Annotated in this window: 20 protein-coding genes; 5 read left to right on the plus strand and 15 right to left on the minus strand. The window is 49.8% G+C overall.

Going from position 1 to position 22063, the window contains the following annotated elements; translation table 11 throughout:
* The first annotated feature begins 20 nt into the window (after positions 1 to 20).
* The 3 genes from XMD579_RS09355 to XMD579_RS09365 are packed head-to-tail and all read left to right on the plus strand — an operon-like array spanning position 21 to position 4566.
* Positions 21 to 1793 carry an acyl-CoA dehydrogenase gene (locus XMD579_RS09355; RefSeq protein WP_173506286.1) on the plus strand — a complete coding sequence of 591 codons (1773 nt, stop codon included), beginning with the start codon at positions 21 to 23 and terminating at the stop codon, positions 1791 to 1793.
* Between the two features lie 32 nt (positions 1794 to 1825).
* Complete coding sequence (locus XMD579_RS09360) at positions 1826 to 3676, plus strand: feruloyl-CoA synthase (RefSeq protein WP_173506287.1); 1851 nt, start codon at positions 1826 to 1828, stop codon at positions 3674 to 3676.
* Between the two features lie 11 nt (positions 3677 to 3687).
* Positions 3688 to 4566, plus strand: coding sequence for an amidohydrolase family protein (locus XMD579_RS09365; protein WP_173481225.1), 879 nt, complete (start codon positions 3688 to 3690; stop codon positions 4564 to 4566).
* Between the two features lie 69 nt (positions 4567 to 4635).
* Here XMD579_RS09365 and XMD579_RS09370 read toward each other — a convergent pair whose 3' ends face one another.
* Both XMD579_RS09370 and XMD579_RS09375 read right to left on the minus strand, forming a co-directional pair.
* A complete protein-coding gene (locus tag XMD579_RS09370; protein ID WP_173506288.1) occupies positions 4636 to 7791 on the minus strand; it encodes a PAS domain-containing sensor histidine kinase in 3156 nt (1051 codons plus the stop codon).
* A 150-nt stretch (positions 7792 to 7941) separates the two neighbouring features.
* Entirely contained in the window at positions 7942 to 9108 is a 1167-nt protein-coding gene (locus tag XMD579_RS09375; RefSeq protein ID WP_173506289.1) for an MFS transporter, read from the minus strand.
* Between the two features lie 88 nt (positions 9109 to 9196).
* Here XMD579_RS09375 and XMD579_RS09380 point away from each other — a divergent pair, with 88 nt between their 5' ends.
* Both XMD579_RS09380 and XMD579_RS09385 read left to right on the plus strand, forming a co-directional pair.
* Positions 9197 to 9628, plus strand: coding sequence for a thioesterase family protein (locus XMD579_RS09380; RefSeq protein ID WP_173488678.1), 432 nt, complete (start codon positions 9197 to 9199; stop codon positions 9626 to 9628).
* Positions 9629 to 9630: 2 nt separating this feature from the next.
* Positions 9631 to 10230, plus strand: a complete 600-nt coding sequence (locus XMD579_RS09385; RefSeq protein WP_173506290.1) for a glutathione S-transferase family protein — start codon at positions 9631 to 9633, stop codon at positions 10228 to 10230.
* A gap of 128 nt (positions 10231 to 10358) precedes the next feature.
* Here XMD579_RS09385 and dnaB read toward each other — a convergent pair whose 3' ends face one another.
* The 13 genes from dnaB to XMD579_RS09450 form a co-directional block, all read right to left on the minus strand.
* Positions 10359 to 13226: a replicative DNA helicase gene (gene dnaB / locus XMD579_RS09390; protein ID WP_173506291.1), complete on the minus strand. Its 2868-nt coding sequence runs from the start codon at positions 13224 to 13226 to the stop codon at positions 10359 to 10361.
* 103 nt (positions 13227 to 13329) lie between these two features.
* On the minus strand, positions 13330 to 13776 hold the full coding sequence (gene rplI, locus XMD579_RS09395; protein WP_173481231.1) for a 50S ribosomal protein L9: 447 nt from the start codon (positions 13774 to 13776) through the stop codon (positions 13330 to 13332).
* Between the two features lie 87 nt (positions 13777 to 13863).
* On the minus strand, positions 13864 to 14094 hold the full coding sequence (rpsR, locus tag XMD579_RS09400; protein WP_173481232.1) for a 30S ribosomal protein S18: 231 nt from the start codon (positions 14092 to 14094) through the stop codon (positions 13864 to 13866).
* A 20-nt stretch (positions 14095 to 14114) separates the two neighbouring features.
* On the minus strand, positions 14115 to 14522 hold the full coding sequence (gene rpsF / locus XMD579_RS09405; RefSeq protein WP_173481233.1) for a 30S ribosomal protein S6: 408 nt from the start codon (positions 14520 to 14522) through the stop codon (positions 14115 to 14117).
* A gap of 144 nt (positions 14523 to 14666) precedes the next feature.
* A complete protein-coding gene (locus XMD579_RS09410; protein WP_173481234.1) occupies positions 14667 to 15071 on the minus strand; it encodes an OsmC family protein in 405 nt (134 codons plus the stop codon).
* A 12-nt stretch (positions 15072 to 15083) separates the two neighbouring features.
* Positions 15084 to 15893 carry an indole-3-glycerol phosphate synthase TrpC gene (gene trpC, locus XMD579_RS09415; RefSeq protein ID WP_173488681.1) on the minus strand — a complete coding sequence of 270 codons (810 nt, stop codon included), beginning with the start codon at positions 15891 to 15893 and terminating at the stop codon, positions 15084 to 15086.
* Complete coding sequence (trpD, locus tag XMD579_RS09420; protein WP_173481236.1) at positions 15893 to 16918, minus strand: anthranilate phosphoribosyltransferase; 1026 nt, start codon at positions 16916 to 16918, stop codon at positions 15893 to 15895. Before trpD ends, trpC begins: the two co-directional genes overlap by 1 nt.
* Positions 16919 to 17058: 140 nt before the next feature.
* Positions 17059 to 18045 carry an AEC family transporter gene (locus tag XMD579_RS09425; protein WP_173484355.1) on the minus strand — a complete coding sequence of 329 codons (987 nt, stop codon included), beginning with the start codon at positions 18043 to 18045 and terminating at the stop codon, positions 17059 to 17061.
* Positions 18046 to 18083: 38 nt separating this feature from the next.
* On the minus strand, positions 18084 to 18764 hold the full coding sequence (locus tag XMD579_RS09430) for a phosphoglycolate phosphatase (RefSeq protein ID WP_173488682.1): 681 nt from the start codon (positions 18762 to 18764) through the stop codon (positions 18084 to 18086).
* Positions 18761 to 19432, minus strand: coding sequence for a ribulose-phosphate 3-epimerase (rpe, locus tag XMD579_RS09435; protein WP_173483045.1), 672 nt, complete (start codon positions 19430 to 19432; stop codon positions 18761 to 18763). Before rpe ends, XMD579_RS09430 begins: the two co-directional genes overlap by 4 nt.
* Before the next feature lie 91 nt (positions 19433 to 19523).
* Positions 19524 to 20330 (minus strand): co-chaperone DjlA, encoded by an 807-nt coding sequence (djlA, locus tag XMD579_RS09440; protein ID WP_173488683.1) that lies wholly within the window; start codon positions 20328 to 20330, stop codon positions 19524 to 19526.
* A complete protein-coding gene (gene murU, locus XMD579_RS09445; protein ID WP_217364122.1) occupies positions 20330 to 21007 on the minus strand; it encodes an N-acetylmuramate alpha-1-phosphate uridylyltransferase MurU in 678 nt (225 codons plus the stop codon). The genes djlA and murU overlap by 1 nt, the downstream gene beginning before the upstream one ends.
* A gap of 5 nt (positions 21008 to 21012) precedes the next feature.
* The gene (locus XMD579_RS09450) at positions 21013 to 22035 is read right to left on the minus strand and encodes an aminoglycoside phosphotransferase family protein (protein WP_173506293.1); all 1023 of its coding nucleotides are present in this window, start codon (positions 22033 to 22035) and stop codon (positions 21013 to 21015) included.
* Positions 22036 to 22063: the final 28 nt, after the last annotated feature.

A 22063-nucleotide genomic window follows, 5' to 3' on the forward strand; every position in this document is an offset into this window, starting at 1 on the left:
TAAGCAGAGGTAAGTTAACGATGAGTGACTATCAAGCTCCGCTAAAAGAGATGCAGTTTTTGGTTCAGAACGCTGTTGAAAATACCGGTCTGAACGCCAATGAAGCTTTGGCTGATTTCGATGCCGATACTGTGGCAGCCATTCTAGAAGCGGCCAGTGAACTGGCTGGAAAATCGCTTTCGCCAATGAATGCTGTGGGTGACAACGAAGGTTGTCGCTTTGAAGATGGCAAAGTCTTCACACCTACCGGTTGGAAAGAGGCGTTCGATCAGTTCGCAGCAGACGGCTGGATGGGCCTAGCCCTACCTATGGATTTCGGTGGTCAGGAGCTGCCTAAATTCATCGCGCAGCCTGTTAACGAGATGTGGCATAGCGCTAACCTTTCGTTTGTTATGTTCCACGCAGTCATTCAGGGCTGTAGCGAAATCCTAATGAAGTTCGGCACGGAAGAGCAGAAAGCTCGTTACATCGAGAAGTTCATCACCGGCGAATGGACTGCTGCCATGGCTTTAACTGAGCCTAGCGCTGGTACTGACTTGGGTGAGCTCAAAACCAAAGCGATTCCTCAGGATAACGGCCAATACCTAATTAAAGGTCAAAAGATCTACATCACCTACGGTGAGCACGACATGACTGAGAACAAGGTTCACTTTGTTCTAGCTCGCACACCCGATGCTCCTGAAGGTAGCCGTGGCATCTCTCTATTTGCTGTACCCACTTACCGTATTAATGACGATGGTTCACTGGGTGAATTTAACGACGTTGTCTGTACCGGCATCGAACACAAAACCGGTCTACACGGTAGCCCGACCTGTTCAATGAGCTACGGTGACAAGGACAACTGTTTCGGCGAATTAGTCGGTCCAGAGAACAAAGGCTTGATGGCAATGTTCATTCTGATGAACGAAGCTCGCCTATCTGTCGGTGTACAGGGTGTAGCTCTTTCTCAAATCGCATATCAGCAGGCGTGTGAATATGCACTTGAACGTCCACAGGGTCGTCACTTTGCTACTGGTGAGCGTCGCGTAGCCATCGCACAGCACCCCGATGTTGCGCGTATGCTAATGACCATGAAGTCATTTGCGACTGGTCAGCGCGCGTTAGGTTACCTAATCGCAGCACTGTTTGATCAATCAGAACACGCAACGGACGAAGCTGAAAAAGCTGCAGCAGAGTCGCGTATTGCACTACTCACTCCAATCTTTAAAGCCTTCGCGACCGAACAGGCCAACCTAATGACCGGTACCGGCATTCAGGTATTTGGCGGCATGGGCTTTGTTGAAGAGACGGGCGTTGCACAGTTTATGCGTGATGCTCGCATCACGACCATTTACGAAGGTACTACCGGTGTTCAAGGTAGCGACTTGCTGTTCCGTAAGATTCGTATGGATAAGGGTGTAGCACTGACTCAGTTACTTGAAGAGATCGATGCTGTCGCTAATGAGCTCACTGCAAACACGGATCTTGCCAAACTGGGCCAGGACCTTACCGCAGCAACCGCAGCCGTTCGTGACACCCTCCCTGCCCTGCTGGCTGAAGAGGCTGATCTACTGCAACTGAATGCTGGCGCAGTCCCAATGCTGGATGCACTGGGCTTCTTACTGACAGCATGGCAACTTGGCGAGATTGCATTGAAAGCAACTGCTGAACAGAGCAACGATCCAGAGTTCTTTGGCAACATGATCGCGCTAGCCAAGTTCTACAATGCGCACCAGTTACCTCAGGTGTATGCAAAAGTGGCTAACTTCAATTCCGCAGCTGACGGAATTGCGGACTACAAATTTGATGCTTAACGCTTAGATGCATTAGGCATCAGGAGATAAAAATGACTGCAGAATTTCATTCAGTAAATATCAACGACTTCGGCGTGACGATTGAGAACGCTGCCGAAGGCGTGCAATACGTCACCAGTGCAGAGCCATTGGCTGACTACCCAGTTAAGCTAACCGATAAACTGGTTCACTGGGCTAAAGAGACCCCAGACACTGTACTGATCAGCCAGCGCGGTGAAAATGGTGAGTGGGAATCACTCACCTTCGCACAGACACTTGAGCGTGTACGTTCAATTGCCAGCTGGATGCTGTCGCAAAACCTGAGCAACGATCGCCCAGTGGTTATCCTGTCAGGCAACTCGACAGAACACCTATTGGTTGCTCTAGCGTCGATGTACATCGGTGTACCTTTCTCACCCATCTCGACTGCATATTCGTTAATCTCGAGCGACTACGGCAAACTGCGTCACGTCTTTGACACACTGACACCGGGTCTTATCTTTACCGATAACCTAGGTCCTTACCGTGATGCCATTGACGCGGTTAACATCGATAAAGCACCAGTACTGACCTGTTCAGCAGACCACGCAACGGATGGCTTAAGCTATGATGTGACCCACCTTGACCTGGCGCTCAATTGCGAAGCTTCAGCAGAAGCTGACGCAACACACGCCGCTCTAACTGGTGATGCGATCGCAAAGTTCTTATGGACTTCCGGTTCAACCGGCATGCCAAAAGCGGTGATCAACACTCAGCAGATGATCTGTGCAAACCAAGAGATGGTGCGTTCGGTCTACGCATTCCTGAAAGATGAGAAGCCCGTTATTCTGGATTGGCTACCATGGAACCACACCTTTGGTGGTAACCAGAACATCGGTATGGCGATCTACAACGGTGGTACTTTCTATATTGATGAAGGTAAACCGGTACCGAAGATGATTCACCACACTATGGAGAACCTCAAAGAGATTTCGCCAACCATCTACTTCAATGTGCCTAAAGGCTACGAGTTGATGGCGAAAGAGCTAAAAGCGAACCCTGAAATCGCTAAATCGCTGTTCAAAAACTTGAAGATGTTCTTCTTCGCCGGTGCTGGCCTAGCTCAGCACGTCTGGGATCAGCTTGACGAGCTTTCGGTTGAACACACTGGTAAGAAAGTACCTATGGTGACAGGTCTTGGCGCCACTGAGACGGCACCGTCTGTCTTGTTCGCATCCGTTGAAGAGTCTGCATCAGGCGTTGTTGGCAGCCCAGCACCCGGCATCACGCTTAAGCTCATCCCTAACGGTGACAAAACAGAAATCCGCGTGAAAGCGGTTACCATCACCCCTGGATACTGGCGTAACGAAGAGCAGACTAAGAAAGCGTTCGATGAAGAGGGCTTCTACTGTCTAGGCGATGCGGTTAAATGGATCGACGCGAACGAACCTAACCGCGGCCTTCTGTTTGATGGCCGTGTCTCTGAAGACTTTAAACTCGATACCGGTACTTGGGTCAGCGTAGGCACACTGCGTGCTTCACTGATCCACCACTTCGCACCTTACGTGCAAGATGCGGTAATTTGTGGTCGTGACCGTGGTTACATTGCAGCGATGATCTTCCCAGACTGGGCTCACCTTCAGGCGCTGGTTCCTGGTGGCAAAGAGATGGACAACGAAACATTGGTTGCTCAACCTCACGTTAAAGAGGTGATGGCTGAACGTCTTGAGCAGATGGCGGGCACCAGTACCGGTAGTTCAACACGTGTTAAACGCATCACAGTACTGTCTGAACTGCCATCGATTGATGGTAACGAGATCACTGATAAAGGCTCAATCAACCAGCGCGCTGTCATGGCTCGCCGTGCTGATATAATGGAATCACTATACGTTGAGTCACCCGATGACCACGTGATCTCACTTTAAGGGGATAGAGAATGATTAATCTAGACGAAATCATCGCCATCGACTTCCACACACACGCGGAAGAGCCCTGCTCTTGTGATCGTGATGATGGCTACTTTGAGTTCCAAGAAGCCTTTGCGAAGTACTTCAAGAACCCCGCTGGCCACAACATGATGCCATCACCCGATGAGACAGCGGCTTACTTCCGTGAGCGCAAGATCGCATCGGTTATCTTCCCAGTAGACGCAGAACGCAACACCGGCTTTAAGCGTTACGAAAACGAAGAGGTAGCACGCATCTGTGCTGAGAATGATGACATCCTCATCCCGTTCGCCTCTATTGACCCAGCTAAGGGCCGCTTAGGTGCTCGTGAAGCGCGCCGCCTTGTACGTGAGTTTGGTGTGAAAGGCTTTAAGTTCCACCCAACCATGCAGGGCTTCTACCCGAACGATCGCTCAGCGTACGTTCTATACGAAGCGATTGCTGAAGAGGGTGCTATCGCCCTATTCCACACCGGCCAGACCGGTGTCGGTGCGGGTGCACCTGGTGGCATGAACATGCGTCTTAAGTACTCACAGCCGATCTACCTTGACGATGTTGCTGCAGACTTCCCAGACATGACCATCGTTATGGCACACCCAGCCTTCCCATGGCAGGAAGAGCAGCTGTCAGTACTGACACACAAGCCAAACGTCTACATGGATCTATCTGGTTGGTCTCCGAAGTACTTCTCACCAATCCTGCTGCAGTACATGAACAGTATGCTTAAGAAGAAGATGCTGTTTGGTTCTGACTGGCCTGTCATCACACCTGATCGCTGGATTGCTGACTTCGAAAAACTCGACGTTAAAGAGGAGGTAAAACCTCTGATCATGAAAGAGAACGCTGCACGCATTCTCGGTTTGAAATAACCTTTCAAACTGACAAAAACGGGCCTCTAGGGCCCGTTTTTTATTGTCTGAACTCACTTACTGCACTGCTTATTTGTCATACTCAATCAAGAAGGCTTGGAGTTTAGCCAGTTCGATCGGTTTAGAGATCACGATATCAGCGCCGGCCTCTAACATAAGATCGGTCTCTGCGCCGATGGTGGCTGCCGTCAGACCGACAATGGGGCCAGTATAGCCTCTCTCACGCAGCCCTTTCACTAGACCGTAGCCATCCAGTTCCGGCATAAAGATATCAGACAACACCAGATCAAAAGCACCCTCGGCATAGGCGTCTAGGGCCTGTTGGCCATCGCTGTTAACAACCACACTAGCGCCCTGCTTTTTCAACATCTTGGCGGTTAGCATCTGGATGACGTTATTATCCTCTGCCATCAAGACTCGCTTACCCTCCAGTGGATTATCGATCGGCACTGGAGTTTCACTAGTCTGTTTGGATAGATTGACCACTAACTCGATCACAAATTCAGCGCCGCCCTGTTCAGAGGTTTCATAATGAAGATCCCCGCCCATCAAAGCCACTATCTCTTTGCAGACAAACAGACCCAAGCCAGTTCCCTCTGCGTTAGTGTCACCGCGTTGATATGCCTCAAACAGAGTATCTATTTTAGACTCAGCAATACCCTTACCGTTATCTGAGATTCGAATCGTCAACGCCTTGGTGTGATTCCCTTTTAGTTCGCCACTAGCATGGAGTTGAACCTTATCCCCACCCGAGTGAATGATGGCGTTTTTAATGAGGTTCGCGGTGACCTGTCTGAGCAACGAAGACTGAATATGAACTGAGTCACTGGTTAAATTCGATAAGTCCGCGGTAAGTTCGACACCCGATCGCTCTGCAAGACCCGACAGGTTTGCAACCTGAGCCGTGAGCATTTCATCTATCACAACATCTTTAAATGCGGCTTGCGCCATACGTTCCGGCTGAGCCACTGCACGCAAAGTATCGATCACACCCAAAAGATGCTCAATATTGCTTTCGACAAGGGCTTTATCCAGCGTCTCTCCCTCTTCAAGATCATCGAGCATCATCTGCAGACTGGCCGCAGGGGTGCGCAATTCATGGCCAATTACGGCGTACATCTGGGCCTGGCGATCCTGTTCTTGGGCGAGCTTGGACATTGCAGTTTCAGCTTGCTCACGGGCCTCTACCTCGTCCGTAACATCCACTGAGGCCCCCACATAAAATGGACGACCCTGACGACGCTCAAGCTTCTCGAAGATACGAATCTTATGAACGGAGCCATCGCTAAAGATATGATCAACCGTCGATGTTGCAAAGTATCCTTCAGGTGCAGTTTTGCCCCGCTCAATATGCTCAAGCGCGCTGGCTCTTGATTCCTCAGCGAGATTATCAATCATTACCTCTTGGGAGATCTCACCTAGCTCCGGATCAACCCCAAAACGTTCGCACAATACCGAGTTCGCATGCATAACCCCTTTTTCAAGATCAAACTCATAAAGACCAACTTTGCCCTGCTCAGTGATGAGACGTAACTGTTCTGCCTGTTTCTCAGCCTGCTGCCGAGCTCGTACAGCCTCAGTGATCTCTACCGAAGCACCCAGCGCATGCAACCGGCCGTGGCGCATCTGCGTGGTGGCGGTGACACGCACATAGATCAATTCACCATCGTGTTTGTAGTAGGGGTGCTCAAAGGTAGTCACACCACCCAGGCCCGCTTCGATAGCACGCTGTACATTGGATTCGAACTCGGCTCGAGCCTCGACAGGAATACTTGAGACAATCTCAGCCATCGGAAACGCCGGCGCATCGGCAGGCAGTCCGGCGCGTTGTTTCAGAAGTGGATTGCCGTCTATCAGACCGCGCTCAAGATCCACCTCGAAGTAGGCGACCTCGCCACTCATCGCTAGCAGGTTTAACTGCTCCGCCTGTTTCTCTGCTTGCTCTTTGGCCTGCACCTCATCGGTTATATCCAGCGAAAGTCCCAAGAAACTTGTGCGACCGTTCAGCTCCCGCTTGATGCGTGATACGCGCATGTAATGCAATTCGCCGTTAGCCAAGTAAAACGGATGCACAAAAGATTGCAGTTCACCATTTGATGACTCAGCTAGGGCTTGTCGTGGGGTCAAAAATAGAGCGCGAATCTCTTCCGTTTGGTGAGCATAAAAAAGCTCTATGTCGCGCTCTGACTCTGAGTGTTCAACCCCTAAACGCGCAGATACCTGAGAATTACACTTAAAGGTGCGAGTATCTGGGAAAAATTCGATAAGACCAACGCCACCAACATTTGAAACAAGATTGATTTGATCGGTTAAGTCTTCGGCCTCTTTGGAGAACTGAACCTCTTCAGTAATATCAATTGAAACACCGATAAATAGCTTTTCACCCTTACGTTCTATGGAATGACCGACCACTTTAAAATGACACAACACTCCACTTGGCTGGATACGCATATCGTGAACAAAATTCGTATGAGTGCCTACCGGACCTTTGACTAGTTTATCAACCACTTCACTAATAGCTGCCAGACTCTCCTCTGGAAAGCAGTGCGTATAGTCGCTAAACACTATCGGGGCATCAGACTTCGACAGACCGAATCGAGATGAATTGACGGCATCCCCTTTTAAAAGCCCGGTTTCCAGACCGTATTCAAAAAAACCGATGTTAGCCTCAGATGAGACCACCTTTTGTCGAGCACTTTCCTCTTCAATCCATTTATTAGAGTTCATATGTTGACTTAACAGTTGAAACAACACCTCAAGCCCAATGATCGTCAACCCGGTAAAGGTGACGAACTGAAGCAGCACTCGAACCACTGACAGATCAAAGATCAAAACGGCAACAGCGCCTACCAAAGCATTAATACAAGCCAAGAGAGCAAAGACCGCAAAACGAGGAAGCAACAGACACATCAACAGTGTGATGATCAGGCTGTAGGTATAACCGACCGTTGGGTTTGAATAACGAAGCGTTGCCACTGCACCCGCTATAAAGATAACCAGGATCGAAATCATTAGTCGGTGCTGATAACGCAGCGGAATAGAACGCAGCGACGCGATGATCAAACAGATGAACAAGACACCCTGGGCCATCACTGGCCCGAACGCACCATCAATAGCGATAGCGCCCCACAGGCTCAGCACAAGTGCTGGCAGCGATAGCAACACCATAAAAAAGGCGACTTTAATCGCTAACTTGTCATAAATCGTTTTTGAAGCACTGTTCATATATCAACCAACTTTTAACTATTTTGCGTTGCAAATTGCAAATACATAGAGAGAATTTGCAAAATAACAAGGCTCATTTAAGACAGATGGAGCTAAAATAGCTTAATAAAGCCCTAAATAGAGCTAAGCAATTTTCAGGCCAACTTATCCTCAACTAGAACGCTTTTGATTAAACAGCATCAAACCAAGCGCCAACGCAACAGTCGGGAAGATCACCAGATTAAGTACCTGCCAACTGGTCGAGTTGAGCAGCAAACCGGACATAAACGAGCCGACCGCCACAATGGAGAAGATCAAAAAGTCGTTTAAACCTTGGGCAACACTCTTATCCTCTTCCGGAACACTTTGCGCCACCAACGCCGTCGCACCAATGAAGCCAAAGTTCCAACCGATACCCAACAGAATCAACGAACCCCAGAAGTGGGTCAGCTCCAAGCCAAACAGCGCAATTAATCCAGAGAGCGCAATGAGTAGAAGCCCTATGGCTGTGATACGCGCTTTGCCATACTTAGCCATTAATTTCCCGGTAAAGAAGCTCGGCGCGAACATCGCCAACACGTGCCACTGAATTCCCAGCGCCGCTTGATGCACCTCGTGACCATGCGAGACCATGGCGATAGGTGCGGCCGTCATGACAAAGGCCATTAGGCCATAGGAGACCACACCGGCAGCAACCGCTGTCAGATAGGCTGGGCGCTTAAGCAGCGCCAGCGCCTCCAGCTTTGAGCCACTCGACTTCGCTTTAGAGGCGGACTCCACCGGTTTAAGCTGTGTCAGCAGCACAATAGCCAACACACCCAGCACGGACATCGACAGGAAGCTACCGGCATATTGCGCCTCTAGTGCGCCTTCGGTCCAGACAACGACCTGTGGACCAATAATCGCAGCCGCTAGACCACCAATCATAACGCGTGATATCGCCTTACCCTGCTCTTCACTCGCCACCCCTTCGGTAATGGCAAACCGGTAGCTCTGAACATGCGCTGCGTAGAAACCCGCCAAGAAGGTGCCGCTACAGAACCAGATAAACGACTGGTTGATGATCGACGTCCCCGCGACAATACCCGCCAATACGCAGACCATGGCGGCAAACAGATAAGCCGCTTTTCTCCCGAACTGTCGCACCATAAAGGCCGCCGGCAAAGTACTGAGCGCAACACCTAAATTGAACAGAAACACCGGCATGGTGATCAGATCTTGCGGTGCATTAAGAGAGAGACTGACCAGACCGCCCAACGAGATGATGATCGGCGGGGTCGAAGCCCCTAGTGCTTGCGCAACGGGGTAGAGTTTTACATTGGTTGAGGCAGAAGACATAAGATTTCCTTAAAAGCACTAGTGCTGTGTGCGATAACAGTCTAAGTTCTCATATAGGGATTAGTGTTACAAGAAGGATTTACAGCCCATGGCACGTATAAAAATTGATATGCCCGATAACTACCTATTTTCGACGGTAATGGATGTTCGTATCAGCGATATCAACTACGGCAACCACCTAGGTAATGACTCGGTTCTGAGTTTTGTACACGAAGCGCGTACCCGTTTTTTCAGACAGTATGGCTACACCGAGATGGATGTAGAGGGATTAGGCATCATCATGACCGACAGCGCCATTGTCTACAAAGCGGAAGGCTTCCATGGTGACCAAATTCAGATCGACATCACGGTCGGGGACTTCAACAAGTATGGCTGCGATATTTTCTATCTAATGACCAACAAAGCGACCGCCGTCGAGATAGCGCACGTTAAGACAGGTATTGTCTTCTTTGATTATGACGCACGCAAAGTGGTGACGTTGCCAGAGCAGTTCCGTGCCAACCTGATGAAAGAGGCTTAGCCATGCAGTTAATGCTGACGCCTACCTCACCCTACGCGCGGGCGGTGCGCATCGCGATCATGCTTAAAGGGCTAGACTCAGAGTGCAGCATGGTTTGGGTTGATCCCGCATCAAACACTCCTGAACTGGTTCAGGCCAACCCCAGTGTCAAAGTCCCCACGCTGATTCTGGATGATGGCACTACCCTGACCGAAACCCTGCTGATCATGCAGTACTTGGAGCGCCGCGCACCCAACCCTCCGCTTTTTCCCAATGCTCAAGCCATTCAAGAGATGTCGCTGGCAGGCAGAGCCATCGGTTTACTCGATGCAACCGTCTGGATGATGCTCTTTAACAAATCACTGGCGACTGACGAGAACCGTAACAGCGTACTACCTACTCGTCGATTACGAGCCATTGAACGCCTGTTAGATGAGCTCGCTGAACACCCGCCAAGAGTCGTTGGAGCCACGCCTGGAATGGGCCAGATACTATTACTGTGTGCGCTTGAATACTTAGAGTTTCGCTTTCCAGAAATGAACGCGACCGAAAGAGCGAAACTGGTAGAGTGGTGTAAGCCGTTAAAAGCATCTGAGCCGTTTCATCTGACCGAGTTTTATTGACGGTGTCAGCGAGCTCCCAAGGTCTTGGTGACTGGCTTCAGCCTGTCATCCGCTCACTACAAACAGTGAATCTCTGGAAAAGGCTGCAACAGCAGATGACAGGCTAAAGCCAGTCACTTTCCTGCTGTTTACTCATCCGGTGGATATTCGTAGCTGTGTGCCAGGTTCTCGAAACGGGTGTACTTACCGATAAAGGCCAATCGGGTGGTACCAATCGGGCCATTACGCTGCTTACCAATGATGATCTCAGCAACGCCTTTCTCGGGCGAATCTTCGTTGTAAACCTCATCACGGTAGATGAACATGATGACGTCAGCATCCTGCTCGATCGCACCTGATTCACGAAGGTCGGAGTTCACTGGGCGTTTATTTGGGCGCTGCTCAAGGGAACGGTTAAGCTGCGACAATGCGACCACCGGACAGTTCATCTCTTTGGCTAGCGCTTTCAACGAGCGGGAGATCTCTGAGATTTCGGCGGTACGCCCTTCACTCTTACCGGTCTTAATCTGCATCAACTGAAGGTAGTCGACCATGATCATGCCGATCTCACCATGCTCACGCACAATACGACGGGCACGGGTACGCATCTCGTTAGGACTGATACCCGGCTGATCGTCGATATACAGAGGCTTGTTCTTCAGCATATTGACGGCCGCTGTCAGCTTAGGCCAATCATCATCTTCCAATTGACCGTTTCGCACACGCGTCTGGTTAATTCGGCCAAGCGATGACAACATACGCGTCATCAACTGAGCTGCAGGCATCTCTAGGCTGAAGACTAGAACCGGTTTGTCATCCCCCATCAGGGCGTTTTCCACCAGGTTCATAGCGAAGGTGGTGTTATGGACACAAATGTCTTCAGCGACAAAGTTGTGTAGTTCAGGGACGGTTAAATCATAAACTTGCTCATTTCCAACATACTCAATCGAGACTATCTCATCCCAATAAAGATCAGAACTAGAGAGGCTCATCAGATAGCTATCATCAAAGAGCTCTGCATAAAAACGAGCTTTTTGGCGACTTAACGAACGCTTACTTACGCCCTGTAAATGTGGATTAAATCCATTCGGGCACTCTAACCCTTTCTGTGCAAATAGATCTGGCCAGCTCTGCTCGCCTTTCAGTTCAAGAATGTAGTCGTTGACTGAATCTGGCAGAGCATCTCGGTTGGAGTGAGATCTTTTTAATGACAACTCAGCTTTGGCTTTTGCAAGGCGATCCTCTTTACCAATCATTCCTATCTGATTGATAAAGGTTTCTATGGATTCGCGCGAAATCAGCTCAACTTCGAACTGGTCACGCTTGTGGTGCGTCTTAGTTCTTAGCTTGGCAACAATTCCAAAACGCAAAAGCAAATGTTGAATATCACTTGCTAGGGATTCACTGGCACTGCCGTAACTAATCCGAATCTGCCCGGTTGAACTGAATGAGACTCCACCATCACATGCAAAAATACGATTTAGGAAGAGCTTCAAATGACTTTTTGGCAAGCTAAAAACTGCTTCAGGAATAACCTTATCATGCGCTAAACAACCCCAAACACCCTGCTCTTTCAAGAACACTGTCACCGGGTTAATTAACGTTGAACCAGACTCATAAACGTCATGAGTCTCCTGTTGAAATTCGCTTCCAAACACATCACAAAGGGACTGGTAACCTAATGGATTTGGCACAGAAACGGCATTACGCCAGGCACTGATTGTCGACGGCTGGAGAGATAATCTATTGGCTAACGCCTTACCTGAGAGCCCAAACCTTTGCATCGCGTTTTCTAAATATGCTGCAAATCTAACTCTCATTAGATTGGTATTTTCAGAGCGCCCAGAAACACGGTAGCTTGGCGCACGATGATCGTAACTCGTACGAGTCACCTTAACTGAATTAAACTGTTCAACGGCCTGTTTAAAGTCAGCAACAATGGTTTTATTTACATTAGTAAAGATGGGGTTAGTTTGCGTGGTACCGCCATCGCTCAGGAAATAAGCTAGGGCTTTCACTTGATACTCTGGCAACGGAGTCGAGCCAAAAATTGGCAACACCCTAGGCACACCAATTTTTTCACCAGTGGAAATATCGGCTAGCCTCTTCCACCCTTTACCCGTTAAAAACGGGTGAGTTAACGTTGTTTTAATCGAACGACCGAGTGCGGTTTTGACTTCAAATACAGGTTTAATGCCATCATCCACAAACTGTGAAGCACGGGCTTCCACTAACTTAAACTGATCATTAACTGAAGTAACTGAACCATATTGATCGGCAACCATCTCATCGATCGTTAATCGTGAACCCGTTTTCGGATCGACTAATCGTGAACCTGAAACAATACACTTACCCATCGAGGGCCTTGCGGCAACGATGATCAAATCGGATGGCTGGAGACCACCGGTGCGCTCGTTGAGGTCGTCAAATCCAGTGGTTAGACCGGTGAGTGCATCGCCATTACTGAACAGCTCATCGATACGCTCAACGGCCGCTTTTAGCAGTGGGTTAACCGATTGAGGGCCACTCTGGTTGGGACGATTCTCTGCAATCTGAAAGATCTTAGATTCCGCCTCATTCAAAACCTCATCGGCCGAACGACCATCTGGGAAGAAGGAGGAGTCTGAGATCTCTGTTGAGACCGAAATCATTTGACGCAGCAAGGCACGATCGCGGACGATCTCTGAGTAGGCTCGAATGTTGGAGGTACTTGGCGTGTTGCGCGCAAGATCAACTAGGTACTCCAGCCCGCCAGCACGCTCCAGCTCACCGGTACGATCCAGCTCTTCCGAGAGTGTCACCACATCGATCGGACGACCCTGATCAATCAACTTCTGCATGGTGCGGAACATCATGCGATGCCCACCGGTGTAGAAGTGCTGTTCCAGACAGACTTCCGACACAACGTCCCAGGCGTTGTTGTCGAGCATCAAGCCACCCAGCACCGACTGCTCCGCCTCTATCGAGTGAGGGGGTACTTTGGCCTGTGTAAGATCGTCGTCTTGGAAATCGAGCATGGTCTAATTACTGCAGAGATAAAATTATTAGAGCAGGTAACTATACCTGTTTAGGCATAAAAAAACCGCGCCGAAGCGCGGTTTTTTTTAAGAAAGCGTCTGATTACTCAGCAGCGATCTTAAGGTTCACTGTAGCAGATACTTCTGCGTGTAGTTGAACAACGATTTCGTATTCGCCAATGTTACGTAGAACACCGTTTGGAAGACGAACTTCGCTCTTCTCTACTTCAGCGCCAGCCGCAGTGATCGCTTCTGCGATGTCACGTGCGCCGATAGAGCCGAACAGTTTACCTTCATCACCAGCAGTAGCTGTGATAGTTACTTCTTTGCCTTCTAGAGCTTCACCGCGTGCAGTCGCAGCAGCAAGTGCTTCAGCAGCAGCCGCTTCTAGTTCAGCACGACGCTCTTCGAAGCGTGCAACGTTGGCAGCAGTTGCAGAAACTGCTTTACCTTGTGGGATCAGGTAGTTACGACCAAAGCCAGCTTTAACGTTAACTTTATCGCCTAGTGCACCTAGTTTACCGATCTTCTCGAGGAGGATAACTTCCATCTCTCAAACCTCATTTAGGCTGCAGGTATACCTGCAGTAAAAAATTAAACAATCACCCAAAGATAGCTATAGAGCTATCAATCACTATTAACGGTCGTGACCGTCAGTGTATGGAAGAAGTGCTACGTAGCGAGCGCGCTTGATAGCAGTAGCTAGCTGACGCTGGTACTTAGCTTTAGTACCAGTGATACGGCTAGGTACGATCTTGCCAGTTTCAGTGATGTAACCTTTTAGGACGTCTAGATCTTTGTAATCGATCTCAGTAACGCCTTCTGCAGTGAAACGACAGAACTTACGACGACGGAAAAAACGTGCCATCTGAATATCTCCTACTTAAATTATTCTTCAGAAGCTGCTGCTGGAGCAGTTTCTTCAGTTTTAGCTGGCGCTGGACGCTCTTCGCGACGAGGCTTACGCTCTTCACGTGCTTCAGCAGCTTTGATTGGAGATGGCTCTGTGATCGCTTCTTTAGTGCGAATAACCATGTTACGTAGCACAGCATCGTTGTAGCGGAACAAGTTTTCTAGCTCGTCCATTACAGCTTGAGTAGCTTCGATGTTCATAAGAACGTAGTGTGCTTTGTGTACATTGTTAATTGAGTAAGCCAATTGACGACGACCCCAGTCTTCTAGACGGTGGATCTTGCCGTTATCGCCTTCGATCAGAGTCGTGTAACGCTCGATCATTGCAGGCACTTGCTCGCTCTGGTTCGGGTGAACCATGAACAGTACTTCGTAGTGACGCATTGTAGCTCCTTACGGTTTATTAGCCTTTGGATCGTCAGTGACCGGCCCCTTTACAGCCGATCTTTCCAAAAGCAAGGAGGTTGATATAAAAAAGGACGCGTGATCATACTGATCTGCGCGCCCTTTTGCAAGTCCAGTGCGGGATTATACGTCGTTGATCTCCACGCTGTGAGTAATCTCGACTCCACCGCCTTCCAACATCTTAGAGACTGAACAGTACTGTTCAGCCGACAAACGAGCCGCACGTTCAACCGCGGCCGGCTTGAGGTTGTGACCAGTCACCTTAAAAGTCAGATGGATCTTAGTGAAGACAGCAGGCACAGCGTCTGCTCGCTCAGCATCAATGGAGGCAACACAGCTAACCACATCCTGGCGCGCTTTTTTCAGAATGCTCATGACATCAACACTGGCACAGCCACCTAAGCCAACCAAGATGTACTCCATTGGACGCGGCCCAGTCTCTAAATCACGATCAATATGTGCTTCAAACTTAGAGTCGGTAATCGCTTTAAAACGCTCTTCCCCTTCCCAGCTCACTTCAACATGCATCATAAAATCCTTTTATTTAAACAATTCAGCCAGACGTTCACCCGGCACGTCGGCACGCATAAATGCTTCACCCACCAAGAAGGAGTTAACCTGATGCTGACGCATTAGCGCCACATCGTCGGGCCCTAAAATACCACTCTCGGTGACTACAATACGATCATCAGGAATGTCCGCCAACAGCTGTATGGTGGCATCTAAGCTAACGTCAAAGGTGTGCAAGTTACGGTTATTAATACCCACTAGGGTGTTGCCCAGCGGCAGAGAACGGAGCAGCTCGTCACGATCGTGCACTTCGATTAGCACATCCATACCCAGCGATATAGCTAGGTCGTTGAGCTCTTTCATTTTGGCATCATCCAGCGCCGAGACGATCAGCAGTATACAATCCGCACCCATGGCACGCGCTTCATAGACCTGGTACTCATCGACAATAAAGTCTTTGCGAATGACCGGTAGCGAACAGGCTGCACGAGCCTGCTGTAGGTACTCAGTAGCCCCCTGAAAGAAATCAACATCGGTCAATACCGACAGACAACTTGCACCGCCGACGGCATAAGATTGCGCGATATCAGCTGGGTGGAACTGTTCACGTAGCACCCCTTTACTGGGGCTCGCTTTTTTAATCTCAGCAATGACGGCCGAGCGACCTTCTGCCAATGCATTTCGCATCGATTTCACGAAACCGCGCGGATCAGTGGCACCGCCTCGGTTCGCTTCAATTTGAGCTTTCAGATCAGTGATAGAGACCTGCTCTGAACGCTCGGCAATCTCTTCAAATTTACGATCAATAATTCGGGTTAGTACCGTTGGGATATTTGACATTAGGCTTCCTTAAACGCCTGACTGAAACGAGCCAGCTCTTCCATTTTCGCTAACGCCGCACCGGATGCGATCGTCTCGACCGCCAACTGGACACCCGCTTTAAGTGATTCAACCTTGTCTGCCGCGTAGAGTGCAGCACCCGCATTCAGCGCTACCATATCGGCTGCTTTAGGGTTGGCACCACTCATCGCTGCTCGAATCAGAGCAAGACTTTCGTTCGCATCAGCCACCTGCAAACCTTCTAAGGTTTGCGCCTCTAAACCGGCGCTTTCAGCGGTAATTTCATACTCAGTCACTTCACCGTTTTTCAGCTCTGCCACCTGCGTTGTGGTCGCAAGCGAGATCTCATCCAGACCATCATTAGAGTGAACGACCAAAGCGTGCACGGCACCCAAGCTGCGCAAAGCTTCAGCCATTGGGCGACACAAAGACTCATCAAACACACCCATGAGGTAGTGCTTAGCACCCGCTGGGTTGGTCAGAGGACCCAGAACATTAAACAGCGTACGCATCGCCAACTCACGACGAGGACCGATGGCATGCTTCATCGCACTGTGATGCTGAGGCGCAAACATAAAGCCGACTCCCACCTCATCAATACAGCGAGCCACCTGCTCTGGGTTCAGCGCCAAGTGAATACCCGCCGCCTCAAGAAGATCTGCAGCACCTGATTTTGAAGAGACCGAACGATTACCATGCTTTGCTACAGTACCGCCCGCAGCTGCGACAACAAACGAGGTCGCAGAAGAGACATTAAACAGGTTTGAACCATCCCCGCCGGTACCAACAATGTCGACCGCTTGAGGGTCTGTGACACTCACCGGCACTGCTAGAGAGCGCATAACATCGGCTGCTGCGGTAATCTCTTCTACCGTTTCGCCTTTAATGCGAAGCGCTGTTAGAAAAGCACCAATCTGTGCGTCGGTCGCCTCACCTGTCATGATCTGGCGCATAGCCGCGGTCATCTCATCACGCGATAGGTGATGCCCCGCAACAACTAAGGCTAATGCCTCTTTAATATCCATGGTATTTCCTTTCTTCGTGCTCGCAGCGCACGCGCAACTGTTATAACAATCACTGTTATCTTTTGGTGATGCTGTACGATGCCCAATCCCAATCGGGTTCGCAACCTCTTTAGAAGAAAATCCTTAGCCTTTAGGCGATCCTAGACCAATTGCATTAAATGCAGAGCGAAGTAGAGCCAAGGAACCACCAACGCCATCGAAAGCGTCGAGACAATCCAATTTGAGTTAGCCAGATCAACATCCAAATCGTAATAGGCGCTGGCCACCACTGAGTTGACCGCAGGGGGCATGGAGCTCAATATCAACACGACGCCGAGCGCCAAGCCACCGGCGTATTCGCCCAATCCAACCAACCAGGCCATAGAGAGGGTCAACAGCGGTAACAGAGTGACGCGGGTAATGGCCACTTGCAGTGAATATTTGGCGTAGCGCGCGATACTGGTCACTTTCAATCCCAAGCCGACCGACACCAGCATACTGAAGGTCCCGATCGGAATGACCCAATCATTCGCACTGTCTAGAAATAGAGGGCGGTCTATTCCGCTGAGGTTAAACAGAAACCCAAGGCTAAACGCCGTTAAAATGGCGATAAGAAATGGCTGCTTAATCACCTTAATGAGTCGCTGAAAACGAGTCAGCCCCTCACTCCCTTTACCTGAAACCCACTGCGCGACCGGATACCCCACCAGAAAATAGAAGATCTCCTCAAACAGTCGATAGAGGGTGACCAACGCAAAGCCCGCCTCGCCCAAGAAGAGGTAGACCACCAAGGATCCCATGGCACCAATATTGGTGAAGCTGGTGGTTAAGCCCATCACAGCGCGACCGGGACGATCCTGTTTATTCAATAGCCCTAAGCCATACCCCAACAGACCGCCGACTATCAAAGCAAATAGGCAGATCAAAGGCAGTGCCAGCAGAGTCGTATCGGTAAACTCGAGCACCCAGATCGCTAATAGAAAGGCGATGGGTATCATCACCATGATACCTAAATCACGCGTCACACGACTGAGTGTTGTTAACGCAAAAGGGAGCCTAATAAGAGACGCTTCAACGACTCTGCGCAGCAGGTAGCCACTGCCCAGACCAGCAAAAATAATGAACAGCGAAAAGGAGAGCTTATCCATAAAGCGCTAACCATCAATCCTTGAAAGTTAATAGCCAATTAGTGGTGAAAAGAGTCCAGTGACTCGACTACTTGATCTGGGTTGCACTCTTCAATAGGGAGCCCATGATTGTATCCGTAAGGCACTGCCAGAGCGGCTACGCCGGCAGCATGAGCGGCATTAATGTCATTGGAAGAGTCACCCACCATGAGCGATTCGTCGGCATTCACACCCGCTTTAACCATGATATCCAGTAACTGATCAGGTTCGGGCTTACGTTTAGGTAGCGAGTCGCCACCGCTCACAAAATCAAACAGATGAGCAATACCCACCCCTTCAATTAATGGTGTTGTGAACTGCATAGGCTTATTAGTAACAACCGCCAGCTTAATGCCTTTTTGACTCCAACGCGCTAGCGCCTCTTTAACCCCAGGGTAGGTACAAGCCGTCACGCCATTAGACGCTTCGTAGTAGTGAAGAAACAACTGATAGGCGTGCTGATACTCCTGCGTATTTTGAAGATCAGCGGGATAGTCCATGGCATCCGATAGCGCCCTAGCGACCAGCGCATGCGCACCATTACCGACCCAGGTTCGAATTTTGGCATCACCCGCCTCGGGTTTGCCAACGGCTTTTAACATCTGATCGACCGCGACCGTTAGATCTGGAACGGAGTCGACTAGAGTACCATCCAGATCCAACATGATGAGTTTGGGTGCTTGATCGGCAAAGAGTCTCATCGCGTGGTAGCTAGCTCCGCTCGCATTGTGTCGATGGTCGCTTTGTAGTCATCGGTATTGAAGATCGCAGAGCCTGCAACGAATGTATCGGCACCCGCTTTAGCGATCTCTGCAATATTACTGGTCGTTACACCACCGTCTATCTCAAGACGGATATCCAAACCAGACTCATCAATACGACGACGTGCTTCGCGCAATTTATCCAGCGTTCCTGGAATGAACTTCTGACCACCAAAACCCGGGTTCACCGACATTAGAAGAATCATGTCGACTTTATCCATGACATGATCAAGGTAGTGCAGCGGTGTCGCTGGGTTAAACACCAAGCCAGATTTACAACCCCCGTCACGCACCATCTGCAGTGAGCGATCGATATGCTCAGACGCTTCAGGGTGGAAGGTGATGTAGCTGGCGCCAGCATCAATGAAGTCACCGATCAGACGATCGACAGGTTTAACCATCAGATGCACATCAATTGGCGCTTTAATACCATGGTTAACCAGTGCCTTACATACCATTGGGCCGATGGTTAGGTTAGGAACGTAGTGATTATCCATCACATCGAAGTGGACAATATCGGCGCCTGCTTCCAATACGTTTTCAACCTCTTCACCTAAGCGAGCAAAGTCAGCTGACAATATCGAAGGGGCAATCAAAAAATCTTTCATGGGTCTAACCTAGCTGTTTAATTGGGTTCATTTTAAGTCAGTGCTAAAAGAGACAACAGAAAGAAAAACTGAAGACTCTTTTAATGGGCCGTTAACTGGCTTTGCGGACCTCTCGAATCAGGTCATAGGCCGCTTGGATCTCTTGCGCCTTCTCTTTAGCCAGCTGCATCATCTCTTCTGGCAAACCTTTTGAGACCAGCTTATCGGGGTGGTGCTGGCTCATCAGTTTGCGCCAAGCCCGTTTCACCTGTGCATCGGTGGCACTGGCATCCACACCGAGTACACCATAGGCCTCATCGATACGCTGCTGAGTCGGTGCACCACCCTGCCAATGCTGATGAAAGCTGCTTTGCGCCTGCATTCGACGAATCAGTGCATCAATGGCATCGCGTTTAAGACCCAGTCGCTGACAGATATCGACAATCACCAAACGCTCGGCATCGCTGATTTCACCATCGGCAAAAGCCGCTGCCATCTGCAATTCAAAAAAGATCATGCGCAGGTCATTACGATGTCTAAAGACTGCAGCAAGTGGGCGCAACAGTGGATCCAGATCAAAGTCTGGGGACTTACCCTCGGTAAAGTACTCGATCGCCTCTCGACGCTTGGACTCATCGAGCTGCATTCGATCCATCACGGAGCGGGCGTATGCGATCTCATCTTCGGTCACCCGCCCATCCGCTTTTGCGATACGCCCCATGACAGCAAAGGTCGCTCGGAAGAAGATTAACTGAGGTGCCATCTGCTTGGCTGAACGAATGCCGCGCTCTAACTGAAAGCCTAAAAAACCACCAAAAATCAGACCCCAGATACCCCCGGTAAACAGGCCTACCAGTGCACCTAACACGACACCGGTACGGTATCGAAAAATTTGTTCGCCTATGGCTTGAGGATTCATCAACCCGCCTCTTTCAAAAAGGTTTCAACATCGGCAAGGCGATCCACCGTACCCACATCATTCCAATATCCGCCTAGCTTAGCACCGGCCACTTTAGACTGCTCTATCATTCTGCGTAAAAGCGGCGCTAATGCCGCTTTTTCGTTAAGCGCCAACGCATCAAACTGTGAAGGTCGTAACAGACTCACACCCGCAAAAGTCAGCTTTTCATCACCCTGAAGTGAGACTCGCTGATCTGACAAGGCAAAGTCGCCATCAATGTGCCAGCTTGGATTATCAACCAACCAGAGTTTAGCCAGGTCGTCTGAATCCAGAGTTAAATCCAGTTCTGAGTACTCTTGGGAGAGATAGACATCCCCATTGACCAGAAGAAACGGCTGATCTGAGCTCTCTGTTTTGAGCATCGGCAGTGCTTTACGAATACCACCTGCCGTCTCAAGAGGCTCTTGCTCAGCAGAATAACGCAATGAGCAACCAAACTGCTCGCCACAGCCCAGTGCTTGCTCAATCTGCTCACCGAGCCAAGCGTGATTAATCACAATATCGGTGATACCCGCGCGCACCAGGTTTTCGATCTGATAGACAATTAAAGGCTTTCCTAAAGCCGGTATCAAAGGCTTGGGGGTTGTCAGTGTCAGCGGGCGCATTCGAGTTCCCAAGCCCGCCGCTAAAATCATAGCTTTCACAGTTTTGGCCACTCTGAAGCGATATGCTGACCAAGCAGCTCGTGTTGACGCATGGCGGGTATCAGCCCAGATAGCGCCTCTTTTAGATCGGAGAATTCCGAATGGGCCGAAGCAGCTCGGTAGAGGTATTCGAAGGTCAATGGAATATCTTTAAGGTAACCCGATTTCCCATCACGCAGGTATAGTCTGGAGAAGATACCCAACACCTTGAGCTGACGCTGCATGCCCATCAGATCGAAGAGCTTTTTAAACCCTACTGAGTCTGGCAAAGAGAAACCGACATCCATCAGCATGAGGCGGTAGTTTTCTACCCATTCAGCGACCGTTGACTCTGGCCACTCGATGTAGCTATCACGTAACAGTGACACCAAGTCATAGGTGACAGGACCGATCAATGCATCCTGAAAATCGATCACACCCAGTCCGCCATCGACTAACGGCATTAGATTGCGCGAGTGATAGTCGCGATGCACACAAACTTGAGGTTGACTGAACGCCGATTCGATCAACTGCTGATAGGTCTTCTCTAGAAGGCTATCCCAGCCCTCTGTGATGCCAAGCATCTCACCTAAGAACCACTCTGGGAAAAGATTCATCTCACGTGTCAGCACGGCGGCATCATAGTTGGGCAAGCCCTCAGCCGGCAGCATCTGAATACCCAACAGCGTCTCTAATGCCTGAAGATAGGGCGCATCACCTTCGGATTTCAGGCGATCTAAGAGCTGCTGATCAGCAAAATCCTCCAGCAGCATAAAGCCTAAAGCAAGATCATCAGCCACCACTTCAGGCACATGAATGCCTTTTTCAGACCACTCTTTAGCGATACGCACAAATGGCTCTGAATTCTCTTTCTCTGGTGGGGCATCCACAGCGATTAACTCTGCTGTAGGTGTCGACGCACGGAAGTATCGACGGAAACTGGCATCACCGCTGACAGGGGTAATCTCTAGCTGGTCGCGATCGGCATAGGGCCAAACCTGTCTAGCCCAGTTTTTTAATTGCGCTTGGCGCGAACCCATTTACGTTAACCTCTGGTACTGAAGAGCG

The organism is Marinobacterium sp. xm-d-579 (assembly GCF_013282935.1).
Lineage (GTDB): Bacteria > Pseudomonadota > Gammaproteobacteria > Pseudomonadales > Balneatricaceae > Marinobacterium_E.